Raw genomic sequence first — 16,617 nt, 5'->3', positions numbered from 1 at the left:
TAAGCCAAGTAATTTAACAGGAACTCAGTCTTCTTTCTTTTCTTCTTTTTCCGGTCTCTTCCATGGCTCCCATTCTTTGTCTAAAGTATACTTTTGGATCCATTTAATTTCCTCGATGTCTCTTGTTCGCTGGTTCCGTGGTTCCCTAAAGCCATGCCCTTCTCTTTTAAAGTAAATATATCTGGTATCCACCTTGTCGATGTCTTTTAAGTAAGTAAAAAAGATCCGGCTTTGTTCAGGTGTATCCACTCTGTCATTAGCTCCATGCAAAAATAAGGTTGGAGTGGTCACTTCAGCCGCATGTGTTGCCGGAGATCTTTCCCTGTACCCTTCAGGATTTGTCCATGGTTCTCCGCCTATATACCATAGACTTACGTCAAAATTAAAGCCAAGTGCATATTCTGAGGACCAATCAGAGACCATTGCTCCCAACGAAGCAGCTTGAAAGCGATCCGTTTTCGTGATCACAGTTCCGCCGAGTATACCTCCGTAACTCCATCCTCGAACGGCCATTTTATCAGGGTCAATTTGATCTTGAGCTATCAGCATATCTACTCCACTCATCAGATCATTGTAATCACCACCCCCGATGTCATACATATTTCCACGTAAGAACTCATCTCCATAAGCTGTACTGCCGCGAACGTTGGGTGCCAGCTGAACATACCCCAAACCGGCCCACACATGATATCTCGCAGAAAATGAATTAGTGAATACTCCTGCTGGTCCGCCATGAATATGTAACAGAAATGGTGCAGAATTATCATTTTTCACCGATGAAGGGACATATTTTATCCCTTCGATCTCCAACCCGTCATAGCTTTCCCAAGTTACCACCTCATAATCGGCAAGCTGAAGACTGTCTTTGATCATTGGATTCAGGTCTGTAAGCCGAACCGGATCATCCAAATTATCCAGATCAGCAACATAAAGGTCAGGGGGAGTCACAACATCTTCTTTGCTGAAAAGTACTTTACCCCTGTTTCTGTCAAAATCGTATACATTTAGCGACCCCGAAAGATCCGTATGTTGCTGCACTTGCCCGTTCTCTACATTTAAAGAAAAAAGATTAGTATTGGTTTTCACTGTTCCGCCAAAATAAAGTACATCTCCTTCTGGAGACATATAATAGCCTCTCATATCGCCATTGAATTCGCCCGAGATCATTTCATAGTCTTTAGAATCAACATTCATTTTCCAAAGTTTATCCTGTCTCAGTTCGAACTCTTCATCGCTTGGTGCACTGTAAATAAAATGCTGATTATCCGGCATCCAGCTTAAACTTCCCTCAGGAGCTTTATTATCCGTCAGCTTAACTGCAACTGAATCTCCAATTTCCAGTAAGTAGATCTCTGATTTGTATCCCTGATTTCTTCTGTTTTCAAAGCGTGCGGTGTAGATCATTCTTTTTTGATCAGGAGATACATCAAAATCACCCACTATCAAATCTCCGTGGGTTAAGCGTGTTTCTTTTTTTGAATCTATTTCAAACTTCCATACATGACTCCATTCGCCCTCTGTCTGGCCATGAGGAGCTTCATCCACATAGAAATGATCATAACCTGCTTTATATTTTTTCTTCTCTTCTGATGTTTTAGGCACATCAGATTCGAAATAGATATTCTTACTGTCATCCGACCACTGGTAGCTACCTACACTGTTTTTATGTTTGGTCAATTGTACTGCTTCACCACCCGCAGTAGGTAATAAAAAGATCTGGGATTTATCGTCAACACTCCTTTTTAGTGAGATGTATTTACCATCAGGAGAAAACTTCATATCACTTCCCCCTTCTTCTCCTATATACTGATAGGCATCTCCTCCATCAGCAGATATATGATAGTATTTTGTCTCATATTTATTGTCATCCCAGTTCAATGTTGACTTCCCAAAAATAACAAAGTCGCCATCAGGTGAGATCATCGGTGAGCGCAGATTAACCATATTCAGGTCGTCATCTGTTGTCATTGCTCTTTTTTGAGCAATTGCAGGAAATCCAATTAAGAATAGAAGTAAGAATAGTACTGACTTTTGCATGATATGATTATGGAGAAATTATAATTCGCCCTAAAATAACATTTCCATACAGAAATCAAAGACTACAAAAATGTTAAATGTCGCCAAATATTATGACTCTCATCACCTACAAATGATCTCTTCCAAAGAAAGGCTTCAACACTTCAGGCACTTTCACTTTTCCATTCTCCTCCTGATAGGCTTCCAGAATAGCGGAAACCACTCTCGGCAAAGCAAGGCCTGAACCATTCAGGGTATGTAAGATCTCGATCTCTTTTTCATCCTTACGATATCTAAGCTGCATACGGCGCGCCTGGAAACTTTCGAAATTTGAGCAGGAACTTACTTCCAGCCACCGCTGCTGACCGGGACTCCAAACTTCCAGGTCATATTTTTTGCTTTGAGTAAAGCCCATATCACCGGTACACATCAATAGCGTACGGTATGGGAGTTCCAGTGCTTTAAGTAATCCTTCAGCATGCTCCCGAAGGCTTTCCAATTCATCGTAGGAATCTTCAGGCTTCACGATCTTGACCAATTCTACTTTATCAAACTGATGTAAGCGGTTAAGTCCCCGCACATCTTTTCCATAAGAACCTGCTTCACGTCTCCAGCAAGGAGTATGGCAAACGTATTTTTTTGGGAGGTCCTTGTTTTCCAGGATCTCATCCCTGTGAAAATTGGTAACAGGAACTTCAGCTGTGGGGATGTTGAAAAATCCATCGCGGGGAATTTCATACATCATGTCCTCTTTATCAGGAATTTGTCCGGTTCCCCGGGCTGAATCTTCATTTACAAAATATGGAGCCTGCATTTCAGTATACCCGGCTTTGGTGGCTTCATTTATAAAATAATTGATCAAAGCTCGCTGCAGCTGAGCAACCCCACCCACATAAAAAGGAAAGCCTGCTCCCGTTACTTTCACACCTCTTTCAAAATCTACCCAGCCATGGCGCTCAGTGAGTTCCCAGTGTGGCTTCCTCCACGCGCTCTCATCCGGTGTTCCCCAGGCCTTAAAAGTTTCATTGTCATCTTCAGTAGCTCCGACAGGAACACTTGGGTGCGGGATATTGGGGATTCGAAACAACAAACTATCTCGTTCAACACGAAGTTTTTTTACTTCCTCTTCAATTTCTTTTATCTGCTCTTTCATAGCAGATGTTTCTTTAATAATGGCCTGAGCTTCTTCTTTTTTACCCTTACTCATCAACTCGCCGATCTTGCTCGACTTCGTATTGCTCTCACTTCGAAGAAGATCTCCCTCATGAACTTTAGATCTCCATGCCTCATCTTTGGATATTACCTTTTCCACAACCGAGATATCCTTCTCCCCTTTATCTTTGATCGCTTTTTCTACCCGTTCACGGTTTTCTTTGATGAAATTTATATCAAGCATGATATTGTTGAGTATTCTGATTTATAATTTGAAGTGCAAAGATAAGAGGTATTCCTGTTTTTGTTGTACCTTTTTTAACCAAAAAAAGCACCTCTATTTACTTTTATTGAAAGCGCTTTTTTAATTGACTACCTAAATAATTAAGGTTACTATTCAACATTCAAAAAATTTTTAGGAATAAAGTACAGATCATGAGTAATCTATTGGACGAAACCGATATCACAATTTTAAATCATCTGCAGGAAAATGGCCGGGCTCAGCGTAATACAATTGCTGAAATTGTAAACCTTTCGGTCCCCTCTGTGTCAGAGCGAATGAAAAAATTGGAGGAACGGGGTTTAATTGAAGGATACAAAGCTATTCTAAACAGTAAGAAATTTCATTTTGATATTACTGCGTTCATATTTGTACAGGTTGATGGATCTGAGAACTATCAGAACTTTGTAGAGAAAGCGGGCGAAGAAGTTGAAATTTTAGAATGCCACTCTATTACCGGTGACGGCTCTCACTTCCTAAAAGTCAGAACAAAAAATACAGGTTCTTTTGAAAGCCTGCTTTCCCGAATACAAGCCTGGGAAGGGGTCAGTAAAACCAGGTCAAACCTCGTTCTATCCAGCTTTAAGGAAACCAGGTCAATTCCTGTTGAACATGCTGTTGAGCTCATCAAGCAGTAAAAGGTAAGATTATTTCTCCCTACTTTACATTTACTTACTAAGGTCAGAATCATTAACTTCCGTCATTCTGACAGTAAGAGTAATCGAAGCTTGAGCTCTTTTCTCAGAGTACAGATTTAACGCTTTAAACCCGGTATTTACAATTTATGGACCGCGAAGTATTTCAGGAACAATATGGATTGCTCGGCACATCAGATGCTATGCGTCAGGTGATCGACAAAATTATGCAGGTAGCCAAAACCGATATCACTGTGACTCTTCAGGGTGAAAGCGGAGTCGGTAAGGATGTAACCGCCCGTGCCATTCACGCCATGAGTGAGCGAAGCAGGAATAACCTAGTGATCGTAAACTGCGGTGCTATTCCTGAGGGTATTATTGAAAGTGAGCTTTTTGGTCATGAGAAAGGAGCTTTTACCGGTGCTGAAACATCCCGTGAAGGCTATTTTGAAAAAGCAAACGGCGGTACCATCTTCTTAGATGAGATTGGAGATACTCCTAAAAATGTACAGGTTAAACTATTGCGCGTATTGGAGAATGGTGAATTCTTCCGTGTTGGCTCGAGCAAAGTTGAAACTACTGATGTTCGTGTAATTGCCGCAACCCATCAGGATCTTTGGAAGATGGTTAAAGACGGCACTTTTCGTGAGGATCTTTATTACCGGCTTGATACCGTACAGATAAAGTTACCTCCTCTCCGCGATCGATCTGAGGATATCATTCCAATATTCAAGAAATTTGTGGAAGAGTACTCCTCCCGTTATGATTCAGTTTTTAAGGGCTTTTCGGATGAAGCACGTGAATTATTGATCTCTTATCGCTGGCCGGGCAATATACGTGAGCTCAGAAATGTAGCTGAACAATTAGTAGTTTTGGAAAAATCTCAGTTCATTGATAAGAAAAAACTGCAGAAATACCTAAAAGGCCGACAGCATGAGGGAAGTGCTGACAACCTCCCAATGGTAGCCGATAGGGCCAAAGATCAGCAAGATTCTTATGAGTCAAACTCTGAATTTGACCGCAAAGATCGTGAGTTGATTTATCGTGCTTTGGTTGAATTGAGAAATGACATTGCCGATGTAAAGAAAATGTTTGCCAATTTTCTTTATTCAACATTCTCAGCCAAAAATTTAAAGGCTTTGCCCGCTTCAGTACGTGATGAAGTAGATAAAACTGAAGTACCGGGTGTAAATGTAAATCTGGGAGACCATGCCTCTTTGGGAGTGCAGTCGATGCCGGACGAACCGGATGCTGAAGAATCAGAAGAGTCTGATTTATCGGACTTCCTCCAAAACAAAGAAATTCCATCCATTGAAGAGGCTGAGAAATTTTTGATACAACAGGCTCTGAAACGTTTCGACGGCAATAGAAGAAAAGCATCTGAAACTCTCGGCGTGAGCGAACGAACCCTTTATAGAAAATTGGATCAATATGGCCTGGAATAAAACTTGGGTGACAATAATTTTATGCGTTGGTTTTTTATTCAACGGATGCCTTCGCTACAGCTTTACTGGTGCTTCTATACCTCCGGGTGTTGACACTATCTATATTCCTTTTTTTCCTGACCAATCTAACAGTGGTCTTGGGGACCTAAGTGATCGTCTAAATGTAGTATTGATAAATCGATTTGTAAATCAGAGTAGTCTTCAACTCGCAAATAATGAAGCTGAAGCAGATGCTGTATTGGATGGGGTCATTACATCCTACTCCAACCGTCCATTTAGTATTGGCGGCGATGAACAAACGAATCAAAATCAGGTAACGATCACAGTTCGTGCAACTTTTCAGTATACCTCACAGGATGAGGAAGAATGGACCACTTCATTTACCGGACGATCAAATTATGATCCCGCCGAGAATCCAATTGAGGGAGAAAATGAAGCGGCAAATACTGCCTTAGAACAAGTGGCAAATAATATGTTTAATGATGCTGTAAGTAATTGGTAATTTGCTTTGATTGTAAGCCTGCTTCACTTTATTATTCTTGAGCTATAAAAAATTCATGCAACAACTCCCTTTCAACATACCTAAGTCTCTTTCTTCATTTGTAGATAAGTTTGATGAAGCCCCTGAAAAGGTCACTCTGAAACTTAAAAAACACTTAAAGAAACGTGGTCCTGATGCCGTAGGACTTTTTTTGCTTTCATGGTTCTATCATCTTCAAAACAAAAGTAATGAAGCTATAAAAGAAGCCTTGAAAGCCAAGACCTATGCCCCCGGCAGCCCGCTCATGGAGCATCTTCATTATTTTCTCGTACATCCAGAAAAATTTGAAGCAGCCATTCCCGCACATTCATACACTTCTTCCAGTGTTAAGCTGCAGCAGGGTTCACGAAAATCTCCCATTCTTGACCTCGACACTCTTATAGAAATGCTGGAACAGGTTGAATCAAAACGTATCCAAATACCTGCCGATAACGAACCTTTTGATGATTCTGATCTTGGCAAAGAAGCGGAAGAAGTGGACGACGTTGTCTCAGAAACCCTGGCAAAAATTCATACCCAACAGGGCCGTAAAAAAGAAGCGGTTAAAATGTATGAAATGCTGATAAACAGAAACAGTGATAAAGCTGACCACTATAAAGAGCAGATCGAAAAACTAAAGAAAGCTTAACCAAAGCTTTACTTTATAAAAGGGTTGTTTTTCTTTTCATGGCCAATGGTAGTAGTGGGACCATGACCCGGATATACCGTAGTTTCTTCAGGCAGGGTATAGAGTTTTTCCTTGATGCTTTTTTCAAGAACTTCAAAATTACCTTTATAAAGATCTGTGCGGCCAATACTTTCCTTGAAAAGCGCATCTCCGGCAATTAGCAGGTCATCAGGTTCAAAGTATAAAGAGATATGGTCGGGTGAGTGGCCGGGAGTATAAAGGCAGGTAAAAGTAAATTCCCCGATCTCAAAGTCGCCTTCACTTGGAAGTACTTCCGGAGCGAAGTCAAAGCCTCCTTGATTGATACCGAACATCTGTGCCTGACTTCCAAAATTCTTCCATAAAAAGCGATCTTTGTTGCATAGATAAACAGGTACTTCAAAATCACGAAGAACACTGCTTAACCCTAATACATGATCAACATGGGCATGGGTCAACACGATGGCTTCGAGTTCCCCTGAAAGTGCGTCCTTAAACCGCTGATATTCGGGTTCTGTTGAAAATCCGGGATCAATGAGAATATGCTTTCCGTTCCGGGTTAACAGATGGGTGTTTTCTAAAAATGGTCCTACTTCAAATATTTGTACTTCCATATCCGAAAATAAAAAAAGGATGCATCAATAAGATGCATCCTTTAATAAAATAATTGCTAAGCTTACTTCTCTTCGCCTTTACCATATCGACGCTTAAAGCGGTCAACACGTCCGGCTGTAGAAGTAAATGTATTGCTTTTGGTATAGAACGGATGGTTTTTAGAATCAACCTCGCTGCGATAAACGCCATCTTTGACGTCCATGGTGCTGCGGGTCGTAATTTCGGTACCATCGCTCATCAATACCGTAATTTCTTTGTAATCTGGATGAATTCCTTTTTTCATAATCGTGTGCTTGCTTGAAATTTGCCAAGGCTTTAAATATAAGGTTAACTTAAGCTGAATTCAATGAAATAATTACTCAAATTCATCGAACCCTTCTTCACCAAAATCACCTAACGATGAGAACATGGATCCAAGCATATCAGAATACAATGTTTCGTCGTCCAGGTCTTGTTTACTGAGCATAGAGTTTTGATGTAAAGCTTCCAGGACAAAATCCATCCACAGGTATTTTTCTTGTTTTAAAACATCTTTAGCATGTTTTTTGACCAGCGCCTCCAGTCCATTGACACTATCTAAAGCTTTCTCATATTCTTTATTTGAGAGCGTATCGGAAATATTTATTTCATTTCCATCAGCAAACCAATCCGTTATATTTTTATAGGCTGATTTCTGTTCTTCTGATTTTGCCTGAGGGTCAGGAAAATGAAGTTTAAAAATTTTACTGATCGCTTTACCCAATATGTGCTTAGCTACGCTGATCGCTCCCTCTTGTTCTCCCTCATACACCAACTCTATTTTACCCGTCAATGCAGGTACCATATGGTATAGATCCGCTATGCGAATAGATGTTTTATCTTCACCATTTAAAATTGCTCTCCGTTCGGCTGAAGAAACTACCTGCTCTAATGCCGTGATCGTCATTCGGGTTGAAACACCACTATTTTGATCTACATACTCAGATTCACGGGCTTCGAAAGCTGCTTTTTCAATGGTTTCCCTGAACAGATCAGGGATATGGATCTGAATCCCGCTATCACGCTCCTGCCAGGCTTCCTGCTTCGTGATCTCCATCCCAATACCAACTTCTCTCGGGTAGTGAGTAATAATTTGTGAGTCTATTCTGTCTTTGAGAGGTGTGATAATATTACCCCGGTTTGTGTAATCTTCCGGATTGGCTGAAAAAGCCATAGCTACATCCAGAGGAATACGAACATTAAAACCACGGATCTGAATATCTCTTTCCTGCATGATATTCAGCAAGGCGACCTGTATCCTTGGCTGCAGATCCGGTAATTCATTGATCACAAATATACCCCGGTTGGTTCTGGGTATTAATCCAAAATTGATCACATTCTGATCGGCAAGGGTCAGCTTCTTTGTTGCAGCTTTGATGGGATCAATATCTCCGATGAGGTCGGCTACTGTTGTATCGGGTGTCGCCAGTTTTTCACCGTATCTGAAGGAGCGGTGCAACCATTCAATGGGAGTTTCATCTCCTTTCTCTTCAATAAGTTCTTTGGCGTATTTAGAAAGTGGATTTAGCGGGTCATCATTAATTTCAGAGCCTTTCACTATAGGGATGTATTCATCCATGAAATCTACCAGCATCCGAAGTATTCGGGTCTTGGCCTGCCCTCTTAACCCTAGAAGGATCATATCATGCTTAGATAATAACGCATGCTGAATTTGGGGGAGTACGGTTTTATCATATCCCAGGATACCGGGGAATAGCGTTTCTTTCTGCTTGATCTTATTGATCAGGTTTCTTCTTATCTCTTCCTTTACTGAAACCGATTCCCAACCGCTTTTTTTAAGCTCACCTAATGTGCTCGCTTTCATTACTTCTTTGTCCTGATGTGAATTTTCTTATGTGTGAGTATAACCCTTATTGGAAAGTCTTCATTCAGAGTTTTCACATAGAAAAAATATCTGTGATGGCACGAGCCTTTAAAAGGGTCTCTTCCCATTCTGCTTTAGGGTCCGAGTCGCTGGTTATTGCTCCTCCCACGGGGTAGATCAATTTATTTCCCTCCATAATGCCCGTTCTTATGATGACATTCAGATCAAAATCCCCATCCGGTTTTATGTAACCCAGTGCTCCTGAATAAACTCCCCTTTTATAACCTTCGTAATCGTCTATGGCCTGCATTGCGGCGATTTTGGGCGCACCGGTCATAGAACCCATTGGGAAACATACTTTTATAAGGTCAATGCTGTCTGTTTCTTCTTTAACAAGGCATTCAACCGTAGAAACCATTTGGTGCACCGTTTCAAAACTTTGAATTTCAAACAAATTCGAAACCTTAACACTGTTCTTAATAGCCACTTTATTCAGATCATTTCTTACCAGATCAACGATCATAAGGTTTTCGGCACGCTCTTTTTGGGAATTTTTTAACCTGGCAATATCAGCTTCATCATTTTTGTCGAGTCGTCTGGAAACTGTCCCCTTTATCGGTTGAGAACAGACCTTATTTCCCTGCCTTGCTAAAAAACGCTCCGGTGATGAACAACATATTGCAATGTCATCGAAAGCAACATACCCGCCAAAAGGTACCGGCCCTGCAGCTTTCATTGCCTGATAAAGAGTTAAGCTGTCCCCCTCGAAAGAGAACTCAAGAGGATGTGAAAGGTTGATCTCATAGAAATCGCCTTCATAGATATTTTTTTGGGCTTCTTTGACCCGTTTCAAGTAGCTATTTTGATCTACCTGACCGGTGAGCTTAATATTCAGATCATTGGCTTTATAATGTGACTCTATTTCATTCGGAAGTTCTCCCCCTATCACATTTATATTATACTGATGATCGATTTCGATCAATAAACTCGGAACCATAAAAAACAGATCAGGCGCATCAATCACAGCGGGATTATTTGATGTTAGCTGCTCAGTGTAGTTTTTCAGATCATAGCCGAAGTATCCAAATAACCAATCATTCTGTTCTTCTCTAAAATTCCTGATCGCATCCCAGGGGTCACCCTTAAAAGTTTTTGAATTACCGTTATCCATCACTTCTATTTCGTCTCCAAAAGCTTTGATCCAGGCCTTGGGCTGAGCGGCCAAATAGCTTTTTGTACTGGCCGGGTGATCTTCCATTTGAGATTCCAGCAATACAACTGCGCCCTGCTTTCGCAATTGAGTGATTAATTGTGATATGTAGTTCTGATCTTTTTGCATAAATATAGGCGATCGAGTATAAGGCTTCTTTCACTCTTTTTGAACGTTTTTTCGTATCATTGTCCCAATGATTTATAAAAAACTGATAAAGCCACTCTTATTTAAAAAAGATGCCGAGGTAGCTCATGAGCTGGGCCTAAACATCGCATCTAAAACTAACCGTTCACCACTTCTTCAAACGCTGGCCTCTGCTATATATAATTCAGAAAATTCAGGTTTACAGCAGGACTTTTTTGGTTGCACATTCCCCAATCCTATCGGGCTGGCAGCCGGTTTCGATAAAAACGGGACCACTCCTCTTGCTATGCAGTCCCTGGGCTTCGGATTTGTAGAAATTGGGAGTATAACTGCACAGCCTTCAACAGGAAACCCTAAACCAAGGGCTTTCCGAATTCCTAAAGATCATTCACTAATAAACCGAATGGGGTTGAATAATCATGGGGCCTCCGTTATAACTAAAAGACTTGCCGGCTTAGATCTGGCGATCCCCCTTGGCGTAAATATTGCCAAAACAAATGATCCTACCATTCACGGAGATGCCGCACTTCAAGACTATTTATACAGTTATGAAAAAGCTCAGCCTGTTGCAGACTATATTACCATCAATATATCATGTCCCAATACCGGGGAAGGAAAAACATTTGAAGATCCCAAAGCCTTAGAAGATCTACTTTCTGTACTTAAACCCGCAGATAAAGGCCGCAAACCATCTCTTGTAAAATTCACAGTAGATATAGACAAGCCGGATTTAGAGCGTCTGATAAGAATTTGTGAAGACTTTGGGATTGCCGGGTATATGGCAACCAACACCTCCTCAAGCCGTGAGGGACTAAGAACTGATACTACAACTTTAGCCGAAATTGGTAATGGAGGGCTTAGCGGGCGAGCTATTCAGCAAAAAAGCACACAGGTTATAAAGTGGATCCATCAAATAACTGAAGGTAAAAAGCCCATCATCGGGGTGGGCGGAATTGACAGCCCTGAAGCTGCTCTGGACAAAATTGAAGCCGGGGCCGATCTTCTTCAAATTTACACAGGGCTTATCTATGAAGGTCCCGGATTGATCTCCAAGATCAAAAAAGCTCTTATTAAGCAAAAGGCTTAACTCCCCACTGGAAATGTATAATTACATTCCATCGAAACAGCTTGACCTTGATATAAAACAGCCTCAAAACTCAAGTTTCGCTCAAAACCTTGTTCCAATTTATTCTTTATTTCTTCATCTGCATTTTCAGTTTGCAGGATATATTCTTCAATAATTCCTCTTTGATTTACCTTAAATCGGTAAATTATTTCGGTGACAATCTCAGTATTTGTAAGATCAATGCCATCCAAAAACTGCTGCAACCCACCTCTCACATTTAATTCCTCACCTATATCCTCACAATCAAGATAACCTTCAGAAACCACAGTATCAGATTCTGTTGGCTGGGAGGTCTCAACACCTTCATTCAGACTCTCAGGCATCTCGAGTTCCTGTTTCAGAAGGATTACCCCAGGGTGTAATTCTGATCCCGGATACATAACGAGAAAAGTATCTGCAACCACTCTCGCACTATCCCAGCTAGCTCCCACATAAGGAAATGATGTGCTTATATTCTGCTCATCCCAGGTCGAATCTTTCAAACTCAGATCTTCTAACATCTGACTCTCAATTAAGGATGTATCTTGCTTGATCTGCATCCAGTCACTGATCTTTCTGCTGTATAAAGAATCAGACTTCCCGGCCTCCGTATAAGCTTCTAAAGCCTCATAAAGTGCTTTAGGTGCTACAGGATGGTTGTTGAAGTTATATGAAAGTTGTTTTAATCGCTCTGCCTTTATAGTGTTTTGCAAACTATCATCCTGCATAATTTGCCGATATACCTCTAAAGGGCTTACTCCAGACAAAACTTTACCTGAATTTAGCTGTAGATCAAACTGTTCAGCAACTCGGCTGGAATAAACGGAATTGGGATATTTTTCTAAAAGCTCTTCAGCGTACTCTATGGCCTTTAACTCAATGCCCTCAACAGCATAAAGCTCTGCTAAAGAGTATAATGAAACCATATTAATGTTTTCGCTGGAAGGGGTTGCAATCGCCTTTTGAAAATAGTGAATAGCACTGTCTGGCATATTCAGGGATAGAAAAAATAAATTACCAAGTTCATAATTATAAGCAGCAATACGCTTACGAACTGAATCTTGTTCTTCAGTAGAAAATGGTATGTCACTTAAGTCAATTTCAATATCAAATATTTCCAGCTCCTCCTCAGCAGTGGAAATTTCCTCTACTTCTTCATTGTAGGCAGAAGATCGGATCATACTGCGAACTCTCCAATTATCAGCTAAAGGCCTGTTTCCCCAAACTGCATAAAACTGCTGACGAAGGTTCTGTCGCCTTTGCCGGTTATTGATATTCAAGAAGCCGTTATCTGAACTTTCTATTCCACTGTTATTTTCAACCTGATTCACTGTTACCATTTGATCCAGTTCCTGTTGTTCCTGAGACCGGATCGCTTCTAATTCTTGTATTTTTTGCTCTCTTAGCTCTTTCAAAACCAATTCAAATTCATCGGGAGATAATTGAGCCAGTTTCAATAAACTATCCCGGAGAGCGATCTCAGATTTTATGCGGGCATAGTTGCCAAACGATTCTGCCAATAACTCCGCTTCAAAATCTTCAGGCAACCTGTCAGGCAATACATTCTGTTGAGCTGCAGAATCATAATATGCGGCAGCTTTTGAAAAATTTTCATAACCAAATCTGTAAATTTCAGCTAACCCATAATAAGCCCGGGCAGTTATTTCTGCAGTTGGGCGACTTAAATCACTATGCAAAACATCATTATAAAGCTTTTCTGCCTGTCTGTAGTTTTGAAGCTCGTGCTCAGTACGGGCTAACTCAAAATCGAGCTCAGATCTATATTCAAGATTTTTATCATCCCTGACCATGCTCTCGAAAATATTTAAAGCCAGATCGTTGCGATCTAGGCTTCGGGCTACTTCAGCCCTCTTTCGCTGTGCCAAATATTGGATCCTGTATTCAGAAAAATGATCACTTACCTTACTGTAAGCATTATATGCTGCTTCCAGATCTTCTGATCTTTCATAGATCTGACCAAGAAGAAAGTATCCTCTTTCTCTATACTCTGTCTTCTGCAAATCCCTCAACGCTTCTGACAAAAATTTGGCAGCCAATTGCCAGTTCTCCATCTCAACATGATGCTGCGCAAGTAATGCCTTTGCTTCTGCAATTTGCTCCGGTTTCCACTGATCTTCAAATTGTTCTATCCGTTCATATAGAAAAGCAACCCCTTCACTGTGTAATTCCATTTCCAAGAGTGCCCTTCCCTGCCATATAATGGCCCTTTGTCTCATCTGAGGATCTTCAGAATTTACGTATAACTCTCTGAATTTTTGGTCAGCTGAAAAGTATTCCTGCCGGAAATAGTAGGATTTACCGATAAGAAAAATAGCGTCATCTACCCACTTCGTATCATCGTGGCGACGTAAAATATCGGCTGCTTTTTGAATAGCTTTATCAAAGTCTTCAGCCCCGGCATTTACAGGTACAGGATGAATCCGAACAGGCTGAAGAGGGTTATAATCCCTCATTTGCGAAAGGTTTTTCTCTAGCCCGGCTTCATAGTTCTTTTCCGCGTTGTAGTAGGTGTTATAGTAAGCATTAAAATTTTTCCAGTTTGACTGCAAAGAGGTTTTGCATCCCGTAATCAGGATTAAAACTGAAATCCATAAAACATGTCTATACAGATTCATTGCGTCATGCTTTAACGAAATATTCTATTCGATCGTGCTTACTTTTATCATATTGGTACGGCCTCGTTTGGCGATCGGCATGCCTGTAGCTACGATGATCCTGTCACCTTCTTTTACCATGCCATTATCTTTAAGATAGTCTTCCATCATTTTTACACTTTTATCAGTATCGAAAAGCTCATCAAGACGAACTGAATATACCCCCCAAACCAAATTAAGCTGACGCCGAACTTTCTGATTTTCCGTAAAAGCAACAATAGGGACCTTAGGCCGAAATTTTGCAATTCTGCGAGCCGTACTTCCTGAATGAGTGATTGTACTTATAGCTTTTGCTTCCACGTTATCAGCAATAGTGACACAAGAATAGGCAAGCGATTCAATTACCTGCTTCTCCTTCCACTCGGGTTTGCGATACCCTAAACTGTTATAGAGCTGAGGGCGGTTATCTTCAATAGACCGACAGATCCTATCCATCACATTAACAGCTTCCATGGGATAAGCTCCGGCTGCGGTCTCACCTGAAAGCATTACAGCATCGGTTCCATCCAAAACAGCATTGGCAACATCGGAACTTTCAGCACGTGTTGGTCGGGGATTGGTGATCATTGAATCCAGCATTTGAGTAGCTGTTATTACCGGTTTACCCGCCATGCGGCATTTTTCGATGATCATTTTCTGGACAACAGGAACCTGTTCGGTAGGTATCTCGATTCCAAGATCTCCCCTTGCAACCATTATGCCGTCGGCCTCTTCAATAATTTCATCAATTACATCCAAAGCTTCGGGTTTTTCAATTTTTGCTATGATACCGGCCTGACTTCCTGCAGCTCTTATTCGAGAAATAATATCTCGCACATCCTTCGCGGTGCGTACAAAGGAAAGAGCTATCAAATCTACATCTTGCTTAATTCCAAATTCCAGATCTTTAATATCTTTCTCTGTCATAGAGGGAATCGAGATCCTAACATTTGGCAGGTTCACACCTTTTCTCGACTTTAGCATACCGCCAACCACTACTTTTGCCTGCAAAGAGTCCGGATATTTCTCTGTAACCTTAAATTCCAGCAAGCCGTCATCTAGTAAAATTGAATTACCCGGTTCGGCTTCATAGATCAGGTTTTTATAGTCTATTGGAATCACGCTATCGGTGCCTTCAACATCTTCTGCAGTAATTTTAACGACCGAACCTGTTTCAAGTTCTTGTCCCCCGTCTTTCATCTGACCTACTCTTATTTTAGGACCTTGAAGATCCATGAGTATGGGCACACTATATTTATACTTTTTAGCTGCTTTCCGAACATTCTTAATGACCTGAGCATGATCTGTATGTGTACCATGAGAGAAGTTGACCCTCGCAACATTCATCCCATGTAATAACAGGTCTTCTATTTTCTCTTGAGTATTACAGCTTGGACCAATAGTGCAAACTATTTTTGTCCGGCGTCTTGCAGAAATCATAAAGAGTAGTTATTTAAGTAAGTGCATACAATTAAATGATTAGCTAAAGATAGGTTAAATGTTGCAATCATTGTGAAATGTTTTTAAAAATAAAACAGGTATTGTTATGAAAGTCTTTCAGAATCAATCTAGTTTGTTACTGTTTCTAATCAGCCTATCATTTATACTTGCCAATTGCTCTAATAATTATGTGGAAGATATAAAGAGAGGAGCAGGGTATAATTATCAACCGGGGTTTCCGGAATTAAGGATGGAAGTTTCAGGCTTAATCAACGAAAATGGTCAGCCTATACTTCAAATAGCCGGCAGCATTCCCCACAATAGTTTGGTTTTTAAAACCAGTGAGGAGGGTTTATCAGCTGCGGCCAATATTTCTTTTGAAATTACTAATAAAACCACCGGCACTATTGAGACGTTTAATTGCCCCGCCATTATTTCTAAAGATGCTGAAAGCAGTGTTTTTGATGACAAATTATTTTTGTTTGAACACGAATTTGAAGTAGCACCTGGCAATTATGTGGTACATGTTACCGTCGTTGATCAATCTTCCAAAAAAACTATCACTCTTTCTGCCGAGGCGTATCTTCCCGATGTAGACAATAAAATCTCGAATATCACCAACATTCAAATTCTTGCTAAATATGATGAGAACAACAAGAATTTTTTCCCGGTAACAACTTATGACGTCACCACCAATTCAGACAGCCTAAAATTTATATTCCAGGTTACCAATAATAATCCGGATGAGCCTATCACCTTTCAAACCCAACTTATTAAATTTAAATCGGACACTACAGTGGCTCTTCCCATGAGTTTCCCCAACCCTTCACCATCAAATATTAAATACAAAGGCATCGATTATGATGAATTTGAAGTTATACAAAGTTC

Annotated in this window: 13 protein-coding genes and 1 pseudogene; 6 read left to right on the top strand and 8 right to left on the bottom strand. The window is 40.6% G+C overall.

Translation table 11 applies throughout. From position 1 onward, the window contains the following. Positions 1 to 24 precede the first annotated feature (24 nt). Together VFM80_RS09120 and serS are read right to left on the bottom strand one after the other, a co-directional pair. Entirely contained in the window at positions 25 to 2,037 is a 2,013-nt protein-coding gene (locus VFM80_RS09120) for a S9 family peptidase (RefSeq protein ID WP_395071518.1), read from the bottom strand. Positions 2,038 to 2,143: 106 nt separating this feature from the next. Continuing rightward, entirely contained in the window at positions 2,144 to 3,412 is a 1,269-nt protein-coding gene (gene serS, locus VFM80_RS09115) for a serine--tRNA ligase (RefSeq protein ID WP_395071517.1), read from the bottom strand. A gap of 191 nt (positions 3,413 to 3,603) precedes the next feature. Here serS and VFM80_RS09110 point away from each other — a divergent pair, with 191 nt between their 5' ends. The 4 genes from VFM80_RS09110 to VFM80_RS09095 all read left to right on the top strand — a co-directional run bounded on the left by VFM80_RS09110 (position 3,604) and on the right by VFM80_RS09095 (position 6,697). Further along, entirely contained in the window at positions 3,604 to 4,086 is a 483-nt protein-coding gene (locus VFM80_RS09110) for an Lrp/AsnC family transcriptional regulator (protein WP_395071516.1), read from the top strand. Positions 4,087 to 4,232: 146 nt separating this feature from the next. Continuing rightward, positions 4,233 to 5,528 (top strand): sigma-54 interaction domain-containing protein, encoded by a 1,296-nt coding sequence (locus VFM80_RS09105; protein WP_395071515.1) that lies wholly within the window; start codon positions 4,233 to 4,235, stop codon positions 5,526 to 5,528. Next, positions 5,515 to 6,030, top strand: a complete 516-nt coding sequence (gene lptE, locus VFM80_RS09100) for an LPS assembly lipoprotein LptE (protein ID WP_395071514.1) — start codon at positions 5,515 to 5,517, stop codon at positions 6,028 to 6,030. The genes VFM80_RS09105 and lptE overlap by 14 nt, the downstream gene beginning before the upstream one ends. Positions 6,031 to 6,085: 55 nt before the next feature. Next, entirely contained in the window at positions 6,086 to 6,697 is a 612-nt protein-coding gene (locus VFM80_RS09095) for a hypothetical protein (protein ID WP_395071513.1), read from the top strand. An 8-nt stretch (positions 6,698 to 6,705) separates the two neighbouring features. On the opposite strand, the gene VFM80_RS09090 is transcribed toward VFM80_RS09095, so the two are convergent. The 4 genes from VFM80_RS09090 to VFM80_RS09075 all read right to left on the bottom strand — a co-directional run bounded on the left by VFM80_RS09090 (position 6,706) and on the right by VFM80_RS09075 (position 10,512). Continuing rightward, complete coding sequence (locus VFM80_RS09090; RefSeq protein ID WP_395071512.1) at positions 6,706 to 7,329, bottom strand: MBL fold metallo-hydrolase; 624 nt, start codon at positions 7,327 to 7,329, stop codon at positions 6,706 to 6,708. A 62-nt stretch (positions 7,330 to 7,391) separates the two neighbouring features. Beyond that, positions 7,392 to 7,613, bottom strand: coding sequence for a 50S ribosomal protein L31 (gene rpmE, locus VFM80_RS09085; RefSeq protein ID WP_395071511.1), 222 nt, complete (start codon positions 7,611 to 7,613; stop codon positions 7,392 to 7,394). 72 nt (positions 7,614 to 7,685) lie between these two features. After that, positions 7,686 to 9,173, bottom strand: coding sequence for a sigma 54-interacting transcriptional regulator (locus VFM80_RS09080; RefSeq protein WP_395071510.1), 1,488 nt, complete (start codon positions 9,171 to 9,173; stop codon positions 7,686 to 7,688). Between the two features lie 73 nt (positions 9,174 to 9,246). Beyond that, a complete protein-coding gene (locus tag VFM80_RS09075; RefSeq protein WP_395071509.1) occupies positions 9,247 to 10,512 on the bottom strand; it encodes an anthranilate synthase component I family protein in 1,266 nt (421 codons plus the stop codon). A 67-nt stretch (positions 10,513 to 10,579) separates the two neighbouring features. Here VFM80_RS09075 and VFM80_RS09070 point away from each other — a divergent pair, with 67 nt between their 5' ends. Next, positions 10,580 to 11,617: a quinone-dependent dihydroorotate dehydrogenase gene (locus tag VFM80_RS09070; RefSeq protein WP_395071508.1), complete on the top strand. Its 1,038-nt coding sequence runs from the start codon at positions 10,580 to 10,582 to the stop codon at positions 11,615 to 11,617. Here the strand turns inward: VFM80_RS09070 and VFM80_RS09065 are convergent. Together VFM80_RS09065 and pyk are read right to left on the bottom strand one after the other, a co-directional pair. Further along, complete coding sequence (locus VFM80_RS09065) at positions 11,614 to 14,205, bottom strand: tetratricopeptide repeat protein (protein ID WP_395071507.1); 2,592 nt, start codon at positions 14,203 to 14,205, stop codon at positions 11,614 to 11,616. The genes VFM80_RS09070 and VFM80_RS09065 overlap by 4 nt on opposite strands. Before the next feature lie 90 nt (positions 14,206 to 14,295). Beyond that, positions 14,296 to 15,729, bottom strand: a complete 1,434-nt coding sequence (gene pyk / locus VFM80_RS09060) for a pyruvate kinase (RefSeq protein WP_395071506.1) — start codon at positions 15,727 to 15,729, stop codon at positions 14,296 to 14,298. Positions 15,730 to 15,835: 106 nt separating this feature from the next. Here pyk and VFM80_RS09055 point away from each other — a divergent pair. Then, positions 15,836 to 16,617 (top strand): annotated as a pseudogene (locus VFM80_RS09055) (GWxTD domain-containing protein); the annotation flags it as partial.

Origin of the sequence: Gracilimonas sp., from assembly GCF_035704785.1 — a bacterium.
GTDB lineage: Bacteria > Bacteroidota > Rhodothermia > Balneolales > Balneolaceae > Gracilimonas.
This window is presented reverse-complemented; position numbering and strand designations above follow the sequence as displayed.